Consider the following 23,409-nt stretch of genomic DNA (forward strand, 5'->3'; position numbering starts at 1 on the left):
TGTCGTACTACTCCTCCGTCGCCGAGACTTTGATGCGGTAACCGTTCTCGTTCTTCTCCAACTTCATCAGATTGCGCTCAGCCGCAGCCTCCAGCAGCGCACTGAAGGTGCTGAAGCCGTAAAAGCGCTCGTCAAACTGCGGCTGACGGCGGCGGATCGCCTGCTTCACCGGCCCGGCCCATACTGTGTCGCTACCACTGCGGCCCAGCATTGCCTCCACCGTCTCCACGACGAGTTGGATCGCCTTCTCGGGATCGCCGCCCGGTTTTCTTTCCTGCGTGGCCGGTTTGGCCGCTGACGGAGCCGGTTTGGCACGCGCCAGTCGCGTCTGGGTCTTCTCCTCCTCACGCACGAGATCGTCGTAGAAGATGAACTCATCGCAGTTGTCGATGAACAGGCCGCTGGTGGACTGTTTCACGCCCACGCCGATGACGGTCTTGTTGTTCTCGCGCAGCTTGCTCACCAGCGGCGAGAAATCCGAATCTCCGCTCACGATGGCAAAGGTATCGACGTGCGGCTTCGTGTAACACAGATCGAGCGCATCCACGACCATGCGGATGTCCGCCGAGTTCTTGCCCGACTGCCGCACATGCGGGATTTCGATCAGCTCGAACGACGCCTCATGGATCGACGCCTTGAAGCTCTTGTAGCGGTCCCAGTCGCAGTAAGCCTTCTTCACCACGATGCTGCCCTTCAGCAGCAGGCGGTCCAGCACCTTGTTCATGTCGAACTTGTCGTACTTGGCGTCCTTCACCCCGATGGCGAGGTTTTCAAAGTCGCAGAAAACAGCAATCGTGTGCGCGCGGTCGGTGGGGGAGGCCATGATCACAGATCGTCCGCCCGCGCAGACTCCGGGTCAACTGACGTTAGCGACGAAACCACCACGCGCCCAGACCTAGCAACGCCAATCCAGCCGTAATCACACCCACCGGCGGCTTGCCTGCCGGCGGCACTTCGACCTCACTCGGAGTGATGCGCACGATCTCGAGCTTGGGCGTGGTATCGACCGGGCTCCAATCAGCGGCCACCAGCAGATCAATGCCCGGGTTCTGGTCTTTGACCTCACAGGAGCAGGCACCGCAAAGATAGGCGGCGTGTTCCAGCACATTGCCATCATGGATTCCGGCACCGATGAGCGGCTCCAGCATGCGGCCACGGCCAAACACGGGGAAGGCCATCGGTTCTCCGGCAAAGTCCTTCAAATCAGGCTCCATGTGCAGCAGCATGGCCAGCAGCGCGGCCTCCTGCGGATCATCGCGCCGCAGGCGCAGCAAGGAGAACTCCACTTTCAGCGGCAGGTCGGACTGGAGCGTGTTCACAGGATCGGCGGACTTTCCAGACTCGTTACGACCGACTACTCCATCGGGCAGTTTGACGGCTGCCTGGGCTTGTTCGAGCGCCTGAGTCAGTGCTTTGATCGCTGCCTCGTCTTTTGGAGCATTACCGCTCTCCACAAAGAGCCACACGGCGGTTTGACCGGTCAGCAGGCGTTTGCGCAACTCCAATCGCACAGGCGAATCGAGCAGCAGTTGCACATTTGCCGCCGTCAGTGGACCCTGCCAGATCGGTTCAGCTTCTGCTTCACGCAGCTTGTGCGGATAACGCAGGGCAATGCGCGCCTGATCCTCTTTGGCGGGAGATTCCACCTGAACGTCGAGATTCACCGGCAGTTCAGGTGTCGTGCGAAGCTGCTCCACCAGCTTTTGCTCAACAGCGGACAACCCACCACTCGCAGGCACAATGGAGACGAGATACGAGGCCGGTTCCCAGCGCTCCAAGGCGTAACGGAAGACCGGCACCTGACACGCCAGGCTGAGGAGCGCGGTCGCAAATGAAAGAGCGACAGCGATCCGAAGCGGTGAAAATCGAGCACGGAGCATGGTGATCAAGAAGCCAAGGCCGCAAGCCGGTGCAAGGATTGCGCCGAAGGGCCAGGCATTCGATTCAATGAAAAGCGGCGTTCAAGCGACGTTCTTTCTGCCTTCATGGCTTCCTTCTGCTCCATCCTTCTTTCCGTTTTGATGCTGCCGTTCGTGGCGCAAGCCGCCGACTGGCCCACTTATCGAGGCGATGCGGCGCGCAGTGGATTCACAGCCGAGACGATTCCGAATCAATTGCGTCTGCGCTGGCAATTCAACGCGGGTCTGCCGCCACAGCCCGCATGGCCGACTTCGGAGCGCATGGATTTCGATCTCGCCTTCCAGCCGATCATCGTCGGCGATCTCGTTGTCTTCGGCAGCTCGGCGGATGATCAAGTCTATGCGCTGGATGCCAAAACAGGCGCGATCCGCTGGCGCTTCTTTTCCGAAGGACCGATTCGTTTTGCGCCTGCGGCATGGAAAGACCGCATCTTCGTCGCCAGTGACGACGGCTTTCTTTACGCGCTCGCTTTGGCCGATGGCGAAGTGCTGTGGAAGCACCGGGCAGGCCCGGCTGCGGAAAAAGTCTTCGGCAACGAGCGCATGATCTCGCACTGGCCTGCGCGTGGCGGTCCCGTGGTGCAGGAGGACAAGGTGTACTTCACTGGCGGCATCTGGCCGAGCGACGGCGTCTTCATTCACGCGCTGGATGCAGAGTCCGGCAAAGCAGTCTGGGCCAACAGCGAAACCGGCCGCATGCTCATGAAGCAACCGCATGGTGGTGCTGAAGCACTCAGCGGCGTCGCGCCGCAGGGCTATCTGCTTGCTACGGCAGACGCGCTCATCGTGCCCACGGGCCGCGCGGTGCCTGCGGTGTTTGATCGTTCTGATGGCAAGCTGCGCTACTACCACCTGCAAAAGAACCAGCAGCGCGGCGGCACGCGAGCCTTGCTGACGGACAAATATTTCGTGAATTCCGGCAGCCTCTTCGATGTGGCGACGGGCGAACTGGCCTCGCAGCTCGGTCTCGGCTGCGCCGTGGCCGTCCCTGGCGGCCTCGTGCGCGCCGATGGTCGGTCGCTCATGACGTATCGCTGGCGTGATGTGGAAAAGATCGACCGCAAAGGCCAGGCGCAGAAAGTTCACTCGCTGGAGCAGGATCGCATCGTGCCGGTCGAAGGGCAGGTGAGTGAGTTCATCATCGCGGGCAGCGAGGCCGTGGTCGGCTGCGACGGTCTGATCACCGCGATTGATTACAACGGCCAGCGTAACCAGTGGTGGAAGCACGAAGTGGAAGGCCGCGTGCTCGGTCTCGCCGCTGGCAACGGCCGTATCGTCGCCACCACGGATCGCGGCGTGGTCTATCTCTTCGATGGCAGCCCCGAGCCACTGCCTCCAGCCATCGCGAAGGCACCTGAGATCAAAGTGGAAGCCACGGCTGACAAAGAAGCCAAGGCCATCCTTGCCGCCACTGGCATCAACGCGGGCTATGCCGTCGAGTTCGGCGCTGGCAACGGCGATCTCGCCCTGGCGCTGGCACGGCAGTCCAACTTGCACATCCTCGCCGTGGAGCCTGATCCCGTCCGTGCGGCCGAAGCACGGCAGCGTATCGCCGCCGCCGGCCTTTACGGATCACGCATCACCGTTCACGTCGCCGCATTGAGTGCCACCGACTTCCCCAAGCAGTGCGCAAATCTGGTGATCGCTCCCAAACAAGCCGCGCAACCCGAGGTGCAGAACGAAATGCGTCGCCTGCGCCGACCCTACTCCGGCGTCCTCTGCCAGTGGCAGAAAGGCAAGATCACCTTGGAGAAAGCCATCGCGCCCGTCGGCAATGGAAGCTGGACGCATCAGAACGGCAACGCCGCCAACACGCTTTGTTCCGACGATGAGGTCGTCAAAGGCCAGCTCTCCATGTTCTGGTTCCGCGATGTCGATTTCGAAGTGGCCAACCGCCACGGCCAGGGCCCCGCGCCGCTTGTTTCTAAAGGCTACATGGTCGTCAGCGGCGTGAATGGCCTCTGCTGCCTCGACGCCTACAACGGCCGCAAACTGTGGGAGTTCGACGTGAAGAACCTGCTCCTCGACTTCGACGGCATCCATCACGATGTCGGTGTTGGCGACACCGGCGGGCCCTTCTGCATCGGTGGTGACTCGGTGTATGTGAAAAGCGGCCCGCGCTGCCTGCGCATCGAGTTGAGCACCGGCAAACTGAAAGGCGAGTTCACCACACCCGTCGCCAAAGACGCCGCCAATCGCAACTGGGGCTATCTCGCCTGGGAAAACGGCATCCTTTTCGGCTCCGTCGAGAATCAGATGCACAACGTCAGCCCGCGCTACCAGCTCACCAGCCTGCGCACCGAGTCCGTGCTGCTCTTTGCGATGGACCCCAATTCAGGCGCGGTGAAATGGCAGTACCAACCCACGGGTTCCATCCGCCACAACTCTGTCGCCATCGCGGGCGAGAAGGTCTATTTGATCGACCGCCCGATCATCGAGGCCGACCGCGTCACCAACTTCAAACGCGATGGCAAAGCCGCGCCCAAGCTCCCGCACAGCGCCGTGCCTAACGGCACTCTTTTCGCGCTCGATGCTCGCACCGGCAAGACTCTGTGGAAAAACGACAGTGACATTTGGGGCACGCAGATCTCCGTCAGTGCCAGGCACAACGTCTTGCTCATGAACTACAAGGCCGTGCGCCACAAATTCTTCGAGATCCCTTCCGAAGCCGGCGGCCGCCTCGGCGGCTTTGACATCCGCACCGGTGCCAAGCTCTGGGAGCAGCAGGTGAAGATCGAAACCCGTCCGCTGATCAACGACGACAAAATCTACGCGCAGGGCGGCTCTTGGGACCTCAAGACCGGTTCACCCCTCACTTGGGACTTTCAGCGCTCCTACGGGTGCGGTCAGATCTCCTCCAGCCGCAACCTGCTGCTCTTCCGTTCCGCCACGCTCGGCTACCTTGATCTCTCCCGCACCGCCGGCACCGAGAACTACGGCGGCATCCGCCCCAGTTGCTGGATCAACGCAATCCCCGCCTCCGGCCTCGTCCTGGTGCCCGACGGCTCCTCCAAATGCCAGTGCAGCTACCAGATGAAGTCGTGGTTCGCGCTCCAGGGGCAGTGATGTTTCAAGCAGCGCCCTGAACTGCTCATCCCCGCCCCCACGCATGGACGATCCTGCCGTGGGGCAGCGCAGGCGCAAGAGATGGCAGGATTGGGCGTATTCGCTGCCTGACCGTGCTGGACTGATCTGGCGCGGTGTTTTGATCTCTGGCCAACCCCTCCACGCCTCTGACCTCATGAAAATGACTCGTCTCCTCGTCCCCGCTCTATTCCTCGCCGCCGCTGTGCATGCCGCACCGCCGAAGAAGGACGAAGGCATCGACCCGAACAAGCCGGTGTCGTTCTACAAACACATCCGCCCGATCTTCCAGGCGCAGTGCAACGGCTGCCATCAGCCGGCGAAGAAGAAGGGCGATTACATCATGACGGAGTTCTTGGCGCTGCTCAAAGGCGGCGAGGAGGGTGGCGCGATCGTTCCTGGCAAGGCGGCGGAGTCGAACATGCTCAAGCTCCTCAAACCGGACGAAAAGGGCAAAGTGGAAATGCCGCAGAAGGCGGACCCGTTGCACGCGACGCAGATTGCGCTGATCGAGCGTTGGATCAATGAAGGTGCGAAGGATGACACGCCGGCCTCGGCCAAGGCGCAGTACGACATGGCGCATCCGCCGGTTTATGTCACGGCCCCGGCCATCACCTCGCTCGAATACTCGCCGGACGGCACGCAGATCGCGGTGGCGGGCTATCATGAGGTCTTGATTCACAAAGCGGACGGCAGCGGGGTCGTCGCACGTCTCGTCGGCCTCGCGGAACGCATTCAGAAGCTCGCGTGGTCGCCCGATGGCAAGAAAATCGCCCTCACCGGCGGCAGCCCGGCGCGCATGGGCGAAATCCAGATCTGGGATGTCGCGGCGAAGAAGCTGGAACTCTCCAAATCACTCACCTTCGACACGCTTTACGGCGCAAGCTGGTCGCCCGATGGCAAATACGTCGCGTTCGGTTGCGGCGACAACGCCATGCGTGCGATTGAAGCCGCGACGGGCAAGGAAATGCTGTTCATGGGCGGCCACAGCGACTGGGTGCTCGACACCGTGTGGGGCGTTGATGGCAAGCACGTCGTCTCCTGCGGTCGCGACATGACGGTGAAGCTCACCGAGGTCACCACGCAGCGCTTCATCGACAACATCACCTCCATCACGCCTGGTGCGCTCAAAGGCGGCGTGCAGGTGCTCTCACGCCATCCTTCCCGCAATGAAATCCTCATCGGCGGCACCGACGGCGTGCCCGCGATCTATCGCATGGAGCGCATCACCAAGCGTGTCATCGGTGACAACGCGAATCTCATCCGCAAATTCCCCGCCATGGAGGGCCGCATCTTCGGCGTCGATTTTGCCCCCGATGGCAAACGCATCGCCGCTGGCGCCTCGTATGAAGGCACCGGCGCGGTGAACATCTACGCCTGCGAGTACGACAGCACCATGCCGCCCGAGGTGAAGAAGATCGTCGAAACCGTGAACGGCAAAGGCAAGGAACTCGACGATTGGGTCACCAAGGGCGTGAAGCAGCTCAGCGCCACCGCGCTGCCCTGCGGCATCTTCAGTGTCACCTTCAGTCCCGATGGCAAGACCGTCGCTGCTGCGGGTCAGGATGGCCAGATCCGCCTCATTGATGCCGCCACCGGCAAGATCGCGAAGGAATTCGTCTCCGTGCCGTTGGTGAAGGAAAAAATCCTCGCCGCGAGTGATGTGATCGCTGACGACGCCGTGCGCGTCGAAGTGAAGCAGGATGACAAGGTCGAAACGCTCCACCTCGGCCCCACCGTGGCCTCCATCGAGGTCGAACCGGCGAACATCAAGATCGGCAAGCCCGCCGAATACGCGCAGCTTCTCGTCACTGCCAAAATGAGCGATGGCACCCGCGCGGACGTCACTCGCATGGCAAAAATTGTCGCCGCCAACGACGGCGTCATCGACATCGACACCCGCGGCATGGTGCGTCCCGATAAAGACGGCAGCACGAATGTGCAGATCGCCTTCCTGGGCAAAACCGCCAGCGTGCCCGTCGTCGTCGCCGGCATGAACGCCCCTTTGAAACCCGATTACGTGCGCAATGTGATGCCCATCATGTCGAAGCTCGGCTGCAATGCCGGCACCTGCCACGGCTCGAAGGAAGGCAAGGCCGGCTTCAAGCTCAGCCTGCGCGGTTACGATCCGGTGTATGACGTGCTCGCCTTTGCCGATGATCTCTCCAGCCGTCGCGCGAACGTCGCCTCGCCGGAGCATTCGCTCATGCTGCTCAAGGCCAGCGGCAGCGTGCCGCATGAAGGCGGCCAGCTCACCGTGCCGGGCGAACTCTATTATGAAACACTCAAGGCCTGGATCAGCCAGGGCGCGAAGCTCGACATGAAAACGCCCCGCGTCACCAGCATCGAACTCTCGCCAAAAAATCCCGTCGTCGAAAAAGTCGGCGCACGCCAGCAGCTCCGTGTCATTGCCCGCTATGCCGATGGTTATGTCCGAGACGTGACCGCCGAGGCCTTCATCGACAGCGGCAACGGCGATGTCATCGAAGCGGATAAAAAAGGCCTCATGACCAGTCTGCGTCGTGGCGAAGCGCCGATCCTCGCCCGCTTTGAAGGCAGTTATGCCGCCACCACCATCACCGTCATGGGCGACCGCACCGGCTTCGCGTGGAAGGATCCCGAGAAGTGGAACAAGATCGACGAACTCGTCGCACAGAAGTGGCAGCGCATGAAGATCGAGCCTTCCGGCGTCTGCAGCGATGAAGATTTCCTCCGCCGCATCCATCTCGATCTCACCGGCCTGCCGCCGAAGCCCGAAGAAGTCACCGCCTTCCTCGCCGACAAACGTGACCTGCGCACGAAGCGCAGCGAGATTATCGACAAACTCATCGGCAACCCCGATTTCGTCGAGCATTGGGCCAACAAATGGGCCGACATGCTGCAGGTGAACTCCAAATTCCTCGGCAGCGAAGGCGCCACCGGCCTGCGTGCGTGGATCAAGCAGCAGGTCGCCGACAACACGCCGTACGACCGCTTCGCCTACCGTATCATCACCGCCACCGGCTCGAACAAGGACAACCCCGCCGCCTCCTACTTCAAGACCGTGCGCACCGCCGAAGAACTCTCGGAAAACACCACGCACCTGTTTTTGGCGACCCGTTTCAACTGCAACAAGTGCCATGACCATCCCTTCGAGCGCTGGACGATGGACCAGTACTATGAAACCGCGTCCTACTTCGCCCAGGTCGATCTCAAAGGCGATCCACAGGCCAAGGGAGCCACCATCGGCGGCACCGCCGTTGAAGGCGCAAAGCCGCTGTATGAAATCGTCTCTGACAAAAAAGACGGCGACGTGACGCACCTGCGCACCAACAAGCCCGTGTCGCCCCAAGTGCCGTTTGATGCCGAACTGGTCAGCAAAACCGCCACCACCCGCCGCGACCAGTTTGCCACCTGGATGACCAGCGCGGACAACGATTACTTCGCCATGAGCTACGCCAACCGCATCTGGGGCTACCTCACCGGAACCGGCGTCATCGAGCCGCTCGACGACATCCGCGCCGGCAATCCGCCGAGCAATCCCGAGCTGCTACAATACCTCACGAACGAGTTCATCCAGAGCGGCTTCAACGTGCGCCATCTGATGAAGCTCATCGCCAACAGCCGCACCTACAACCTCAGCCTCGCCACGAACAAATGGAACGAGGACGACAAAACGAACTACAGCCACGCCAAGGCGCGTCGTTTGCCCGCTGAAGTGCTCTTTGACTCCGTCTTCGCCGTCACCGGCAGCATGCCAAACATCCCCGGCGTGCCCAAAGGCACCCGCGCCGCCGCTTTGGCCGATGCACAGATCAAACTGCAAGACGGCTTCCTCACCAACTTCGGCCGCCCCGCGCGTGAGAGCGTGTGCGAGTGCGAACGCAGCAACGAGGTCAATCTTGGCCCCGTCATGGCCCTCATGAGCGGCCCCACCGTCGGCGATGCCATCAGCGATCCCGGCAACGCCATCGCCAAGCTCACCGCCGAGATCCAGGACGACCGTCAGCTCGTCGATGCCATCTTCGTCCGCGTCATCAACCGCCACGCCACGCCCAAGGAAATCGACGCCGCCCTCGCCAGCATGGCCGGACTCGATGAGGAGAACAAAGCCCTCGCTGCGGTCGCGCAGGCCAAAGAAGCCGAGCAGAAGCCTCTCATCACCAAAGCCGAGCAGGAACGCCTGCTCGCCATCGACACCGCGAAAAAGGAACTCGAAGCCTACAAAGTCAAAATGGCCCCCGAGGTGAAGAAACAGGAGGAAGCCCGTCTCGCCGCCATCAAGAAGGCCGAAGGCACCGTGAAAGCCGCTTTTGACACCGCGTCCGCCAAGCAGCCGAATTGGGAGAACTACCTCGATCTCACCACCGAATGGCATCTTCTCGATGTGAAGCCCGGTCGCGTCGGAGGCGTCGAAAAACTCGAAGTGCTGCCCGATGGCTCGTTGTTCGCCACCGCATTGCCCGAAGGCAAACAAACCAACGGCAACTACCAACTCACCGGCAAATCGAGCCTCGCAGGCATCACCGCCATCAAGCTCGAAATGCTTCCCGATGACCGCCTGCCCAACAACGGCCCCGGCCTCGCTCCTGACGGCAATTTCGTCCTCGGCGAGTTCGTCGTCACCACCGATGCCGCTGATGCCAAACGCAAACGCGGCTCCGGCGTGGCCCAAACGCTCAAGAGCCCGAAAGCCGACTTCGAGCAGAAGGACTTCCCCGTCACCGAGGCGCTGAAAAAAGGCAATCGCGACCGCGGCTGGGCCGTGAGTCCCGAAGGCGGCTTCCGCCACGAGGCGACGTTCCAATTTGAAAAGCCCATCACGAATGAAGGCGGCACCAGCTTCACCATCCAGATGACCTCCGCCTTCCAAAACGGCAAATACAACCCCGGCCGCTTCCGCCTCTGGGTCACCAACAGCCCCACCGTCCGCTTCGGCGTCCCCGCCGATGTCGCCGTCGCCCTCAAAGCCGCGAAACGCACCCCCGCGCAAACCGCCACCCTCACCGCCCACTTCCTGAACCAGTTCCGCGACTACCAAGCCCAGAAAAAGCTCCTCGCCACCGCCAAAAAGCCCCTCGCCGTCGATCCGCAGCTCATCGCTTTGGAAACGAAGCATACCGACACCCAAAAGCCCATCGTCCTCGACCCCAAGCTGATCCAACTCCGCCGCGACAGCGACCTCAGCACCAAACAGCTCACGAATAAGCGTCTGACCGCCGCGCAGGATCTGGCCTGGGCCTTGATCAACTCACCGGCGTTTTTGTTTAATCATTGATCGTCGATTTGCGCGGCAGCGTCTTGGAGTGCGGTGGCAAGCCTTGGCGCGACACCGCTGTCGTGTGCCGGACGGCGTTTGGAGTCCGAAGATCATTCTTCCCGCGCTCAATTGACAACCTCGTGCCGCCTTGCACCATCGCTTCATCATGACGACGACCCATTTTTCAGAGGACATGATTCGCGAGCGCGGCGATGCGTTGCTGCGGATTCGCCATATGGAGCGGACGGAAGAAGCGCGGTTGCGCCGGGAGAGGCAGCGTCCGGTCTTTCGGGAATGGATATTCTGGCTGGGCGTGTTTGTCGGGCTTGCCACGAAGAGCGGAGAGTCCCAATCAAATGGGACGGTGATGCTGGCGATCATCCTTTGTGTGGTCGCTTTGGACCGTGCCGCTAGAAAGCGCGCTCAAGCCGTGTGGGATTGGGACGAACTGCAAAAATCCAAAGATAAACCGCAGAGCTGACAAACCTCGCGGCAGCGTCCTGGAGTTCTCCAGCTTTTCGCGCACCAAGGAACGCTCGAAAGCGCCGGAGGACCGGCGCACTCCAGGACGCTGCCGCGCCGAAGCCAGCGCCAATCGCCATGATTGACTCCCCGCGCCCGGCGTCGTAGCCTCCGGCCAGAGTGAGTTCCGAAAAAAAACAGATTCCAATCCATGGGACGAAGGCCATTCGCTTGAAGCCTTCCACCACCGATTACGCGACCTTTGCCGTCACGACGGCACGGGCGATGGGAGTGACCGGGCCGCTCGCGCCGCGCACGAAACCGAACAAGCGTGCGCTCTGGCTCGCGAACTCGAAATCCTGAGGCGGGCCGGGCAGACCTTTGAGGAGTTTCGGAATTCCGACACAGGACTGCGCTGCGGCACGGAGCATTTGGTGGAGTTCGACGATGAAGCCGGTCGCGTGATCAAAATCACCGTTCCGCCCAAGTTCGGTCTGATTCCGGCCGTGATTTCCGTGCCACAAGTGAACCTGAGGGACGATCCGGCAATTCCTCCTTTCCGAAAGGACATCGGCATCGTTCACGCGGCTCCTTTGGAGTATCTGGAACGATGGCTGGCGGCCAACGCGGTCTTTGAAGACGATGTTCGCCTCACCTCGGTGATCGAATGGTCCGACGGAAAGATCTCTTTTGCCATCAGCCAGCCGCAATACCACGGCGAACCTGCGACAGATCGCGAGATCGAACATTTTTTCACCGAGGCCGGCTGGACCCGCATCCCTGATGATTCCGGCCATCTGCTCTTTTTCAACTACGCCTTCAATGTCCTCGCCATCGACGCCCTGCCGCGCAACTGCTACATCAAGGACGGCAACCTGCTGCCCTTCGATGTGATTCTCTGCCATCCTGACGAGTCGCTTCAAGACTTCCTGAAACTGTATTGAACCATGACCTCAGCAAGCTCCCCACCCGCCGACACCGTCGTCCTCATCCACGGACTTGGGCGCACGCGGCGCAGCATGTGGGTGGTGGGCATGTGGTTGAAATTCTGCGGCTATCGGGTGACGAGCATTGGCTATCCGTCACATCGCGTTTCGATTGCGGAGGCAGTAGAGAGGCACATCGGGCCGAGGCTGGCAGAACTGCAGTTCGCAGAAGGATCGCGTGTGCATTTCGTGACGCATTCACTTGGAGGGATCGTGTTTCGCGCCTGGGCGGCGCAGCGTGATCCTGCGTTTCCATTGGGGCGTGCCGTTCTGCTGGCTCCGCCGAACCAAGGGAGCCAGATCATTGATGAATTGCGTCAATGGCGCTGGGTGCGGTGGGTTTTGGGGCCGGTTTCAGCGGAACTTGGCACAAACGCAGACAGTACTCCGAACAGCCTCGGTCCGCTGCCGCCGGAAACGGGCATCATCATGGGCAGCAAGGACACGCTGCCAGTCTTCCGCCATCTCCTAGGTCCTGAGTCTGACGGTGTCGTCACCATTGCGAGTTCACATGCCGATGGGGAGACAGATTTCATCCTGCTGCCGGCGAACCACGCCACCATCATCCTGCAACCGGCTGTTTTCAGAGCGGTGCACCGCTTTCTGCGCACGGGCAGCTTCAAGGAAGCGTGAGGTGTTTCACGGTGCCTCCAGCTTCGTGACGACATGGCTCATGTACGGGAAGAGCTGCTTCTTCCGGCTCACCACACCGGCCATGTCATAGACGTGCTCTTTGGCCTGCGGGTAGTCGATGGCGTCGATGACGCGCTGATCGCCGGCGACGAGCAGGACGCTGTGATGGCGCGTGATGTCGGTGACCATGAGGCAGGCGAAATGGAGGCTGTGCTTGGTGAGTAGCGATTGCAGCGCGCCTTGCAGCTCGGTTTCGCGCTTCCAGAATTCGTCGAGGCCAAGTTCTTCGATCTGGGAGATGCTGATGTGCCAGCCGTTTTCCTCGAAGACCTTGCGGTCGCTTTCGAGGGCGCGTTCCGGCGTCTGCTCGCGCAGCATGGAACCGGCGGCGAAGAAATCCTTCACAAACTGGGCGCTGTCGATGCCGCCGATGCCGGCGAGCCATGCGAGGATCTCTTTGTCGGTGTCTGTCGTCGTCGGGCTGGTGAGATGCAGCGTGTCGGAAATGATGCCGGCGCAGAGGCAGATGGCCGTGCCTTTGTCGGGCGCGGCTTTTTGCATGCGATACATGATGCCGACGATGGTGGAGGTGCTGCCGACCGGCTCATTGATGAAGCGGATCGGCTCCTTGGTGCGCAGATTGCCGCTGAGACGATGGTGGTCGATGACCTCGATGATTTCCGCCTCGTCGGCACCGGCCACGGCTTGAGCGAACTCGTTGTGATCGACGAGTACGAGCTTCATGCGTGGCAGGTCGATGAGATCGGACTTCGAGAACACGCCGAGGAGGGTGTGTGTTTCCTCATCGACGACGGCGAACAGGGGCTGGGGTGAATGCTGCGCCGCAGGGACGATCTCGCGCAGCGGGGTGCGTGAGCCGAAGGACAAAAACTCATGCGTCAGCGCCTCGCCGATGGGACGCGAGAACCGCAGAAGCTGCGAGGTGCTGGCGGTGTCATAGGGCGAATAGATGATGGCGACGCCCTTCTCCGCAGCTTGCGTGAGGATGCTGGAAGCGGCTTTGAACTTGCCGGTGATGATGAGGCAGCGTGCGCCCATTTCGACAGCGAGTTCGTGAATCTCCGGCCGGTCACCCGTCACCACGACAAGACGGTTGGCTGTGAACTGCTGCGCGCGCTTCCGTGTGGTTTCCAAACTGGATGCAGCAACTACGAGCACGAAATCCTGAATCGTTTCCAAATCAGGTGCGGAGCCGCCGAGGATGCCATCGAGCGCGTTCACGATGTTCAGCAGGCTTGTGCGCACCTCGCGATTCGCCGCGACGGTCTTTTCGTTTGTGCGGGCGGGCAGGAAAAGCTGCGCCAGCTCCTGAATCGCCGGCATGCCGAGCAGGCGGCCCTCGTCATCGACGACGGGAATGCTGCGGAAATTGTGATCCATCATCATCCGGTACACGGAGAGGAAGGTCTGGTGCGGGCTGGCGGTGAAGACATCGCGCCGGCAGATGGTGGCGGCGGTGGGCCGCACATCGAGCAACAGCTTCGGCGCGGCGACACCGGCGGTTTGCAGCACCCAGTTCGTGCGCACGCTCAACTCGCCACAGCACGCGGCCTCGGCCTTCATGCCGCGCACATCGCGCAGAAACGCCGCGTAGCCGATGGCCGAGCAGATCGCGTCCGTGTCGGGATTGCGGTGGCCGATGACATGAACCGTGTCCGGCGAGACCAACTGACGCGAGGCCGACGAGATCCGAATGATCGACGGCGAACCTGCTGTCTTGGCAGTGTCAGAGGCGGCCATGCGTCATTTGAATGGGATAAAAGACTCAAGCGAAGCCCAGCGCGGTGATCCGCGCATGCACGGCGTCCTTGTTCTCCAAAAGCTCGGCGATCGGATCCCATTTGCCGCTGGTGAGCGCCTCGTGAGCGGTCGTTGGCAGGTTGATGGCAAACTCCTGGTCTTCAAAGAACACTTTTCCAGCAGCGACGTCGATGGTGACCTCGAGTTGCGGGTTGCGCTCAATCTCCGCGGCGAGCACCCGGATGTCAGAGCCGGAAGCCACCGCGCAGGGGATTCCCAGCGTGGTGCAGTTGCCAAAAAAGATCTCCGCAAAGCTCTCGGCGATCACCGCCCGGATGCCGAAGCGATACAGCGCCTGCGGGGCATGCTCACGCGAGCTGCCACAGCCGAAGTTCGTGCCGGAAAGCAGGATGTTGGCGCCTTTGAAACGTGGGTCGTCCAGCGGATGGCCGGTGGGTTTGCCGTCCTTGTCGAAACGCACGTCGTAGAAGGCGAATTCGCCGAGGCCGTCAAAGGTCACACACTTCATGAAGCGTGCGGGGATGATGCGGTCGGTGTCGATGTCCGAGCCGGGCACATAAACGCCGCGGCCGGCCACTTGGGTGATTTTTGCGAGAGCCATGAGGGCCGCGATACTAGCGGGATTCGCCGGGAGGGCAAATGCGCATCTCAGCGGCTTTGCGCCGCGTTCCGGGCCGCCCTTTCGCGCTCGGCCAGGATGGCAGTGTGGCGGAGGAGCTGGCGGTAGTTGTCCAGCCAGTTTGTGGTGCCCGCATGGTTCAGCGCCTTCGCCTGACCGGCCCAAAGGTAGGCAAACTCGGCCTCCTCAAATTTCCCCAGCCGGTGGTAGTGCATGCCCAGTGACATGCGCGGCTCCTCGTACAGCGGTGCCAGTGTCAAAGCCCGCTGGATCGCGCCCATCGCCGCGTCGGTTTTGCCTGCTGCGTCCAGAGCATCTGCCAGGGCGAGCTGGTGGAGGTAATTGTGCGGATTCAACAGGGTGGCACGCGTCAGTTCCGTGACCGAGGCATCCACGGTGCGGCGGTACTTCTCCTCGGTCATGCCCGGTTTGATGGATTCCATCAACGCCAGTCCGTGCTGGTAGGCCAGAGCCGCATTGCGCGGGTCGATTTCAACCGCACGAGCGAGGTTGCCCAGCGCCTTCTCAGTTTCGCCGCGCTTGTTCTGCACCTGCGCGATGGCCGCATAACCATCCGCCATGCCAAAAATTGCCGCACCACCGATCATCGCCGCCGAGGCGGCCAGCATCACGATTTTCATCAGGAAGCGCAGGCCCCAGATGCGGCGTGATTTGAAGACATCGCTCTCAACGCCTGGATTCGCGAGCAAACCGAGCACAATCGCCCCCAAGATTGCGATGGCAGCCACATGGCCGTGAAATTCAAACGCCGCATGCACCAGCGTGGCGACGAGGGCGGCAATGCTACCGAGCGTGAGTGCCAGCGAATTGCTGCCGAGCATGCCTGTGGCAGGAAATTTCTCCGCCGCGAACCAGCGCAGGAATCGAATGCCGTTCATGAGATGCGCAAAGACCACCAGCACCACCAGCGCCAGGCCGGTCCAACCGTAATCAGCCAGCGTCTGCAGGTATTCATTGTGTGCAAAGAGCGAATCGCCCGTCTGTGCCGGTGTTTCGGGATCGCGGTGCGTGATCCCGCCCTCATAGAACATGCGCGAGCCCGCGCCGATCCATGGTGACTCCGCATGCTGCGCCAGCGCCGCGCGCCAGATGTGCGTGCGCATGTCCTCGCCCAGCGGCGTGGCAAGCTGGCGGGTGAGCATGGATTCCTCGTTCACCTTGTAGAGCACCGCACCGGTCAGCGCCACGATCACCCCGCCGCCGAGAAGCAGCCACTTGAACAGCGGGCGCTTCGTGCGCCACACGGTCCACAGCGTCAGCAGCACAAACACGCCGCCGCCCACGGCAAAGCCCAGCATCGCCGCCCGGCTGATCGTCAGCGCCGTCCCTGCGAGCATCGAAAGAATGCCAAAGCCCAGCAGCAGCCGCGAGGCGATGTGAATGCGCGCAAACAGCATCACGCCCGTCGAAAGGAAGGCAGCGAACGACAGGAAGGCCGCGAGGTGGTTCGGATTGTTGAAGAAGCCGCCGATTCGGCCCGGCGCGAACGAGCGCACAAAGCCCGGCACGAGGTGGAAATCCCAGCGTCCCAGAAAATTCAGCCAGCCTGCGGTTAAATTGCCTGCCACGAGCACCAACAGCACGCACACGATGCCCAGCCGCCATTTCGGATGGCTCGCCGCCGTCACCGTCATCAAATACGCCACAAAACAGGCCAGCAGGATGGCTCCATCCTCACGCGCATACACTTCCACCGGCGACACCCACGCCCGCCAGCCCACATACCCCGCCAGTCCCAGCACGGTGAGCAAGCACCAGTCGCTTGGTTGAAAACTCACGCGCAACTTCCAGCGCAGCACCGCGATCAAACCCGCCAGCCCGATCAAGGCGCACCCCGGCCAGAAGAACAGCAGGCGCGTCTCCGTGCCGAGCAAACCGGTCACGAACAGGCCGAGGAGAAAGAGAATGAGGGAGAGTTTCTGCATCAAGCGGAAAGCTCACCGCTGACGCGTGAAAGCGCAAGCTTGGACAAAGTAGTCCAGTTGCTGTGCAATTGGAGCACCCTGTTCCACAGGAACAGGGCAACTTTATAGCGGGAGCGGTTGATCCTCGCCAATGACCTTCACTTCCATCTCCAAAGCCACGCCGCGTTCATGCATCGCGGTTTCTTTGATTTGGGCCACCAAATCCAGCACTTCCCGTGCTGTGGCACCGCCTTGGTTGACGATAAAATTGCCATGCACATCGGAAACGATGACTTTGCCGACGCTGCGGCCTTTGAGGCTCAAATCATCGATCAATTTGCCCGCTCCGCAGACTTCGGGGTTCTTGAAGGTGCAGCCAGCGCTCGCGCCGACAGGCTGGGTGGTGCGGCGTTTGTGATGCGAAGCGGCGAGTTTGGCGTCGATCTCGGTTTGAGGGGCAGGGGAGCCTTTCAGCACGGCGGAAACGACGTAGCGCTCCTCAAATTCGGGCACGCTGCGGTAGTGATGCGTGATTTCGGCGAGCGGCTTTTCTTTGATGACACCGTCGGTGTCGATGAAGCGCACGCTGACAATTTGATCGAAGGTTTCCGTGCCCATCGCGCCCGCGTTCATGCGAATCGCACCGCCGAGATTGCCGGGAATGCCTTCCATCCACTCGAAACCACCAATACCGGCATTGCGGGCCGTGCTGGCGATCTTTTTGAGCCGCGCACCAGCTCCGGCGGTGATGAAATCGCCGTTCACCGTCACAGACTCGAAATCGTCCTTTGCCGGATGAATCACCGCTCCACGGATGCCGCCATCTTTGACGAGCAGATTCGAGCCGCGGCCGATGACGCGGATCGGAATCGAGGCGGAGCGCAGATAGCGCACAACTTCCGCGAAGGCCGTTTCATTGCGCGGCTCGATCCAATACTGCGCCGGTCCACCGATGAGCCAGGTGGTGTGACGGTTCATCGGCTCGTAGAGGCGAGCTACTCCACCGCCATTCGCATCGAGGATGTCGCAGAGTTTTTCGAGCACGGGAAGATCTCGCGCGATGCAGCGGCCGACCTCGTGGACGTTGCCCGCGCCCAGGGTGATGAGCAGATCGCCGGGACGCAGCGCATTTCCCACCTTGTCGCGGGAGATGAGCATCGTGGGCGTGCTGGCGGTCTTGGTGTGATCGTTTTGCAGACGCACCTCTTCAAGGATGGTCTCGCCGCTGACACCAGGGAGTGGCTTTTCGCTCGCGGGATAGACATCGGTAACGAACAGCTCGTCCACGGCATCAAAACTCGCGCCGAACTCTTTTTTGAGCAGTTGCGTGCGGCTGTAGCGATGTGGTTGGAACAGGCAGACGATGCGTTTTGCCTGCAAACCCTTCGCCGTGGCGAGCGTGGCGGCGATTTCGCTCGGGTGATGGCCGTAGTCGTCCACCACCGTGAAATGCTCGCCGCTGTGGCGGATTTCAAAGCGGCGTTTCGCTCCGCGAAAGCTGCGCATGGCATGCTGGATGGCCTCAAACGTCACGCCGCAGCGAGTGGCAAGCGCGATGGCGGCAAGCGCGTTCGAGACATTGTGCTTGCCCGGAATGCCAAGTGTGACGGTGCCGAGCAGCATGCCTCTTTGATACACGTCGAACTCGGAGTGATCCGGCTTCATCGAGAGAATGTTCGCCGAGAAATCATGCTCGCGGTCCCAGCCGTAGCTCACGCCCCGTGGACTGGCGCAGATCTCGCTGGCGACGGGATCTTCGGCGCAATAGACCCAGTGTCCTGGCGTCTGGCTCAAGAGCTGGCGAAACACCGTCTTGATGGCCTCGATGCCATCGTAGAAGTCGAGATGCTCGGGCTCGATGTTCAGCACAATGGCATGCTCGGGATGGAAATTGACGAGCGTGCCGTCGCTTTCATCGCCTTCGGCCACGAACAGTTCGCCCTCAGCATCCCAATGCGCATTGGAACCGAGAATCGGAATCTCCGCGCCGACGTAGTGACTCGGTTTGAGGCCGCCCTGACGCAGCACATGCGCAGTGAGCGCGGAGGTCGTCGTTTTGCCATGCGTGCCGCAAACGACGACGCCTTTCTTGTTCGCCATCACGGCGGCAAGCGCCTCCGCGCGGCGAATGAGCGGAATGCCCTGTTTGTAGGCAGCTTCATAAGCCACATTGCCCGGCTTGATCGCGCTGGAGTAGATCACCATGTCGCAGTCCTCGACTTCCTTGTCGCAATGAGCCGGGAAGAACTGCAACCCGAGCTTCTGCAGCCGGTCTGTTTCCAATGTCGTCGCCTTGTCCGACCCGCTGACCTTGTGCCCCAGCCCCAGCAGCAGCAGCGCCAGCCCGCTCATGCCCGACCCTGCGACCCCGATGAGGTCGATGCGCATGGGGTGACGGCTTTCTTTGAGGAGACTGAGGACGGCGTGGGTCATGGGAGGCGTGGAAGCTAAGCGCGGCCTGGGTTTTGGGCAAGATGGGCGTGGTCAAAGCTCACCAAGCTTCAGCAGCAGCGTGCGCAGTTCGACGCGCTGCTCGACGTTCATCTGGAGCACCCAGACTGTGGCACGACCGATGGTGGTCTTGCCGAGAATCAGCGGGCCATCACGGAAAAAATGATCGGCCCAGAGATCGGTTCTCGGGTTAAAAAGCCGTGTCAGACCGCCGGAGTCGGGATCAATGCCTGCAATGTCGGTTCCTTTGGCCCGATTGCAGACGCCGCAGGCCAAGGCGAGATTTTCCATGTCGTCCGAACCACGATGCTTGATGGCGATCACATGATCGAGGTGGAAAGGCAATGCAGCCTCGTTGGACTGGTGGAGCTGGCAGTATTCGCAACGATTGTCGGCACGTTGCCGTACGAGTTGGCGTGTGGCCTTGTCCATCACGCGGCGGCTGTTTGCTTCAGAAACAGCCGGGCTTGTGCCTGAAGCACGGAAATCAAGCTGCCGGCATGGACATAAGTGTCATAGCGGCGGCGTTCTTCCTCGGTGATCGTGCCTGCGCTTTCTCTGGCGGCAAGCCGATCAAGCTCGTCGGCAAGCTGCTCATCACCCTGAATGCTGGCAAGCCTGCGGGCATACGCTTCCGTCATGCCTTCGCTCAGGGGGGCGAGCATTTTTTCGAGGAGTGGGACATCAGCGCTCATGCGGGGAGATTAAACTCCGGCTCCGGCACGATCAAGAGGGGTTTCTTCCGGGGATCCGCAAAGAACCTGCCTACTGCCCGCTCTTCTTCCGCGCCTCGACGTAATAGGCCATGGCGTTCAGTTTTTTGACGAATTCGCCGCCGTCGATGCGGTCGTCTTTGAGCCAGCGGCCTTCGCTGTCGAGGGAGTCGGCGGCTTTCTGGGCCTTGGCGGCGGCGCCTTTGGCACGGCTGGCCCATTCCTTCGGCGTCTGCGGGCCGGCGAGTTTGCTCTGCAATTCTTCACGGCTTTGCGCGAGTTTCTTTTTGAAGGTGTCGATGTCGTCCTGACGGTCATCCTTGAAGGAGTAATGCGTGGGCATGTTGCTGTCGTCGTAAGTCAGCTCGTAGGTGTCTTTGACGAAGAACAGCGGCTTGTTGGTCTTCAGCTCGTAGAAGCGGGCGTACTGGCCGTCCGGCAGTTTCGAGCGCTCAAACCAAGCAAGCGCAGGCTGAATCGGCGCGAGGTATTTATCATCGCCCGTGAGCACCCAGAGCTGATGCAGCACCTCCATGGCCCCCACGGTTTCGTAGGCGGTGACGGACGGGGGCTCGAATTTCCGCGCCCATGCCGGATGCATGTCGTGGTCGTACTGCATGGCCCAGACCGGCTGCGGTTCGGGCATTTGCGCGAGGAGGAGGAACTCGCCGAGTTTTTTCAGCGCGGCGAGGTGGCGCTCGTCTTTTTCGAGTTCGTAGGCGCGGAACAGCAGATGCGCGATGCGTTCGAGGTTGCCGTCGTTGAGGGTGTAAAAGCCGGTGTAATTTACCTTTGGGAAGGTGCGCGACCATTCGGCCGGATAGCTGGCTTTGAGAATAGGCGCGGTGGGATCGGCAGGGCTGCTGAACTGCTGCGGCCAGGCACCGATCGGTGCTTGGGCGGTTAGCAGGGCATTAAGGGCGAACTTGGTGCAGCGCTTCAGCTCCGCGTCGTCCTTGCAGGCCGGTTCGTGCGTCATTTCGAGGAGGAAGAGCAACGCGGACTGCGTCTTGTTGTCGTCGAGCGTGGAGGAGTTGCGGCGCTTGCCGGGTTCTTTGTCGCCGGCGTCCAGATGGCTGCGGAGATAGTATTTTTTGGCCTTCTCTGGGTCAAAATCGAAGTCGCTGTCCCAGCCGCCCGAAGCGAGCTGACATTTGAGCAGCGCCTTGGCCGCGTCCTTGGCCGCGCTGAGGAAAACCTCGTCACCCGTGGCCTGATACGCCTTCAGCATCGCCAGCCCGAGCGTCGTGGTGCCGTGCGGCTGGATGGAAATGATCGTGGGCGATTCACCGTGCTCCACTTCACCGATCTTGCCCTCCTTGTCATACGAGGAGGCATAACCGCCCTCACGAGCAAGGTGCGTGTGAGCATAAACCACCGCCTTTTTCATGGCGGCGGTGATGGCGGCCGGATCAGGCAGGTCGGCGGCCAGGACAAATGAAGGCAACAGAGCGAGAGTGAGAAATGCGCGCATGGCGGTTGAACGAAAGTGTCAGCTCCACTCCTTCAATCTTTCCGGGAAGGGGCAGTTGGCGCAGGCGGAGTCGTCCTCCAGGCAGAAGTCCTCGTAAATTTGTAGCAGGCCCTGCTGGTGGTGCAGCTTCTTGGTGAAGTCTTTGCCGCGTGGATCATCGCCAAAGAGACGCTGCACGGCGCGGCGCACCTTTTGATTGTCGAGCAGGGCGGGGAGTTCGAGGTATTCGGCCCACAAACGTGTGCGCTCGGGCACGAGCAGCGGGTAAGCCACGTTCGCCAGCATCTCCTGCACGCGCGTTTCGCCGATGAGGGCGAGTGGCTTCGCGGCAGGATTGGCCAGCAGGGTGTAATGCGTGCTCCAAAAGTCATGCGTGAGTGCCAGCAGCGTCTCACGCCACGCGGCCTGGCTCCAGCGCGTGGCATCGGCCAGCGGGGCGACGACTTGTGGCCACACATTGAGCATCGCGGCAAGCGCGCCGACGCGGCGCTGCGGGTGATTGCCGGGGCGGATGGTTTTGAGCTTCCAACGAGGAAGCTGGCGCTCCTCCAGCCAGCGCAGGCAGTCGTTGCGAACTTTCCACCACTGCGACCAGAGCTGTCGCAGGTAGGCGCGTGTTTCCGGCTCGGTGTCATCGCTGCGCATGACCTCGAGGAAGCCGGAGACGCCGAAGAGCAGCGCTTCACGACTTGGCGCATCGGTTTTGAGCAAGCGCTTCAACGGCAGGCGCTGGCTGAGAAGAACGAAGGGCTGCTGGTTGCTGCTGTAGCCGAGGGCGCGCGCCAGCGCCTGATAAACGGCCTCCTCACGGCCCTGCGCGGCCACGCAGCGGTGCAAGCGCTTCGATTTCAACTCCAGCCGGTATTGCGCGGCGGATTCGATGATGGACTGCACGCGCGCGGCCTCCATCTCATGCAAGGGCGTGGCGCAGCGGCCCAGACGAGCGGCAGCGAGGCCACGATTCGGTTTCGCATCGCTGGCGAGCATCGCGGAACTCAACACGACCTGCGTGATCTCGCGATGCTGGCTGGTGCGCGTGTAGAAGCGCTCCTGCGGCGCGTCGAAGAAGAGATGCAGCACGACGCGGTCGTAGTCGGCATTCGCTCCATGCTGGTGGCGCTCCCAATCGCGGGCATCGGGATCGAGTTCGATGTCGCCGTGCAGCATTTGATCATCGACGCTGATAGCGCAGCCGGTGAAATCGGGGCCGGGGCCGGAGTTCCAGGTACCGCAGTCGGTGATGCGCACGGCTTTGCCCTCCGTGCTGGTGAATTCACTGCCGAAAGCTCCGGCGAACCACAGGCTTTGCAGATCAAGCTCCGTCAATGGCTCGGCGAAGCCCGGCAACCGCGTCTCCTCAATGCCGCTGAACACCGCATCGCGAAAGCGTGCGTAGCGATCGGCAAGCGGGAGCGGCGTCATGGGGTCACTCTGCTTTCAAAGGGGTGAGGAGGTAGGACTGGCCGTCCGTGCTGAGCTGGTGACCGCTGAGGTCGGCCGCGTAAGACAGCGCGTAGGGCAGAGGGATGTTGCGGAGATCGAGGGAAACTTTGGCGTCGGATCCACCAGGTTTGACGACAATGTTCACCCCCTGCTTGGCGGGATCGAGTTCACGGGACTTCACCTTAAAGTATTCAGCGGCGGCGGCGATCGTGGCATCACGAAACTGGACGGTCGGGAGGACAATCTGGTCAGCGCTGCCGAGAACTGGCGGAGGCGTGGCGGCAGGAGGCTCGGGCTTCTCTTCAAAGCTGGCGGCAAGCACCACGGCATGTTTCTCGACACGGTGTTGCAACCCGACGCGCTCAGCGCAGTAACGCACAATGTCGATCACCGGCACGTCCTTGAGATCGAGGCTGATGGTGTCCGTCATCGCGCCGCCTCGCAGCACAATGGAGACTCCTTTGGCGGCGGGCGGCTGCGTGATGGTGTCGAGCTCACGACTTTTGACCCGGATGTATTCGAGCGCCTGTTCAATCGTGGCATTCTGGAACTTCACCGTGGGTAAGATGATCTTTTCGGCCTTCTGCTGGATCGAGGAAGCCTCGGCAGCCTGTTGGGCGGTCAAAATGCCGGAGAAAGCGAGGACGAGGCTGGCGACGAGGAGTGTTTTCATGGTGCG

General features: G+C 61.4%; 17 protein-coding genes. 5 read left to right on the forward strand and 12 right to left on the reverse strand.

All coding sequences use genetic code 11. The annotated features are described in order from the left end of the window. Positions 1-7 precede the first annotated feature (7 nt). Positions 8-823, reverse strand: a complete 816-nt coding sequence (locus U1A53_RS01795; RefSeq protein WP_322278641.1) for an NYN domain-containing protein — start codon at positions 821-823, stop codon at positions 8-10. 43 nt (positions 824-866) lie between these two features. Then, positions 867-1,880, reverse strand: a complete 1,014-nt coding sequence (locus tag U1A53_RS01800) for a hypothetical protein (protein WP_322278642.1) — start codon at positions 1,878-1,880, stop codon at positions 867-869. Between the two features lie 105 nt (positions 1,881-1,985). On the opposite strand from U1A53_RS01800, the gene U1A53_RS01805 reads away from it, so the two are divergent. From U1A53_RS01805 to U1A53_RS01815, 3 genes are all read left to right on the forward strand, one after another. Further along, positions 1,986-4,985: a PQQ-binding-like beta-propeller repeat protein gene (locus tag U1A53_RS01805; RefSeq protein WP_322278643.1), complete on the forward strand. Its 3,000-nt coding sequence runs from the start codon at positions 1,986-1,988 to the stop codon at positions 4,983-4,985. A 175-nt stretch (positions 4,986-5,160) separates the two neighbouring features. Continuing rightward, positions 5,161-10,260, forward strand: coding sequence for a DUF1549 domain-containing protein (locus U1A53_RS01810; protein WP_322278644.1), 5,100 nt, complete (start codon positions 5,161-5,163; stop codon positions 10,258-10,260). A 148-nt stretch (positions 10,261-10,408) separates the two neighbouring features. Beyond that, the gene (locus U1A53_RS01815) at positions 10,409-10,723 is read left to right on the forward strand and encodes a hypothetical protein (RefSeq protein WP_322278645.1); all 315 of its coding nucleotides are present in this window, start codon (positions 10,409-10,411) and stop codon (positions 10,721-10,723) included. A gap of 232 nt (positions 10,724-10,955) precedes the next feature. On the opposite strand, the gene U1A53_RS01820 is transcribed toward U1A53_RS01815, so the two are convergent. Beyond that, complete coding sequence (locus U1A53_RS01820) at positions 10,956-11,135, reverse strand: hypothetical protein (RefSeq protein WP_322278646.1); 180 nt, start codon at positions 11,133-11,135, stop codon at positions 10,956-10,958. Between the two features lie 30 nt (positions 11,136-11,165). Between U1A53_RS01820 and U1A53_RS01825 the strand changes: the two genes are divergently transcribed. Together U1A53_RS01825 and U1A53_RS01830 are read left to right on the forward strand one after the other, a co-directional pair. Beyond that, the gene (locus tag U1A53_RS01825) at positions 11,166-11,648 is read left to right on the forward strand and encodes a hypothetical protein (protein ID WP_322278647.1); all 483 of its coding nucleotides are present in this window, start codon (positions 11,166-11,168) and stop codon (positions 11,646-11,648) included. A 3-nt stretch (positions 11,649-11,651) separates the two neighbouring features. Further along, on the forward strand, positions 11,652-12,323 hold the full coding sequence (locus U1A53_RS01830) for an alpha/beta hydrolase (protein ID WP_322278648.1): 672 nt from the start codon (positions 11,652-11,654) through the stop codon (positions 12,321-12,323). A gap of 6 nt (positions 12,324-12,329) precedes the next feature. On the opposite strand, the gene U1A53_RS01835 is transcribed toward U1A53_RS01830, so the two are convergent. From U1A53_RS01835 to U1A53_RS01875, 9 genes are all read right to left on the reverse strand, one after another. Further along, entirely contained in the window at positions 12,330-14,084 is a 1,755-nt protein-coding gene (locus U1A53_RS01835) for a putative manganese-dependent inorganic diphosphatase (RefSeq protein WP_322278649.1), read from the reverse strand. A gap of 25 nt (positions 14,085-14,109) precedes the next feature. Next, positions 14,110-14,706 (reverse strand): 3-isopropylmalate dehydratase small subunit, encoded by a 597-nt coding sequence (gene leuD / locus U1A53_RS01840; RefSeq protein ID WP_322278650.1) that lies wholly within the window; start codon positions 14,704-14,706, stop codon positions 14,110-14,112. A gap of 47 nt (positions 14,707-14,753) precedes the next feature. Continuing rightward, positions 14,754-16,670 (reverse strand): O-antigen ligase family protein, encoded by a 1,917-nt coding sequence (locus U1A53_RS01845; protein WP_322278651.1) that lies wholly within the window; start codon positions 16,668-16,670, stop codon positions 14,754-14,756. Between the two features lie 102 nt (positions 16,671-16,772). Continuing rightward, complete coding sequence (gene murC, locus U1A53_RS01850) at positions 16,773-19,082, reverse strand: UDP-N-acetylmuramate--L-alanine ligase (RefSeq protein ID WP_322278652.1); 2,310 nt, start codon at positions 19,080-19,082, stop codon at positions 16,773-16,775. Positions 19,083-19,133: 51 nt separating this feature from the next. Beyond that, positions 19,134-19,532, reverse strand: a complete 399-nt coding sequence (locus tag U1A53_RS01855) for an HNH endonuclease signature motif containing protein (protein ID WP_322278653.1) — start codon at positions 19,530-19,532, stop codon at positions 19,134-19,136. Then, entirely contained in the window at positions 19,532-19,765 is a 234-nt protein-coding gene (locus tag U1A53_RS01860) for a hypothetical protein (protein ID WP_322278654.1), read from the reverse strand. The genes U1A53_RS01855 and U1A53_RS01860 overlap by 1 nt, the downstream gene beginning before the upstream one ends. A gap of 100 nt (positions 19,766-19,865) precedes the next feature. Further along, positions 19,866-21,287, reverse strand: a complete 1,422-nt coding sequence (locus tag U1A53_RS01865) for a pectate lyase (protein ID WP_322278655.1) — start codon at positions 21,285-21,287, stop codon at positions 19,866-19,868. 18 nt (positions 21,288-21,305) lie between these two features. Next, entirely contained in the window at positions 21,306-22,709 is a 1,404-nt protein-coding gene (locus tag U1A53_RS01870; protein WP_322278656.1) for a DUF2851 family protein, read from the reverse strand. Between the two features lie 4 nt (positions 22,710-22,713). Next, positions 22,714-23,403 carry a hypothetical protein gene (locus U1A53_RS01875; RefSeq protein WP_322278657.1) on the reverse strand — a complete coding sequence of 230 codons (690 nt, stop codon included), beginning with the start codon at positions 23,401-23,403 and terminating at the stop codon, positions 22,714-22,716. Positions 23,404-23,409: the final 6 nt, after the last annotated feature.

The sequence above is a fragment of the Prosthecobacter sp. genome (assembly GCF_034366625.1).
Lineage (GTDB): Bacteria > Verrucomicrobiota > Verrucomicrobiia > Verrucomicrobiales > Verrucomicrobiaceae > Prosthecobacter.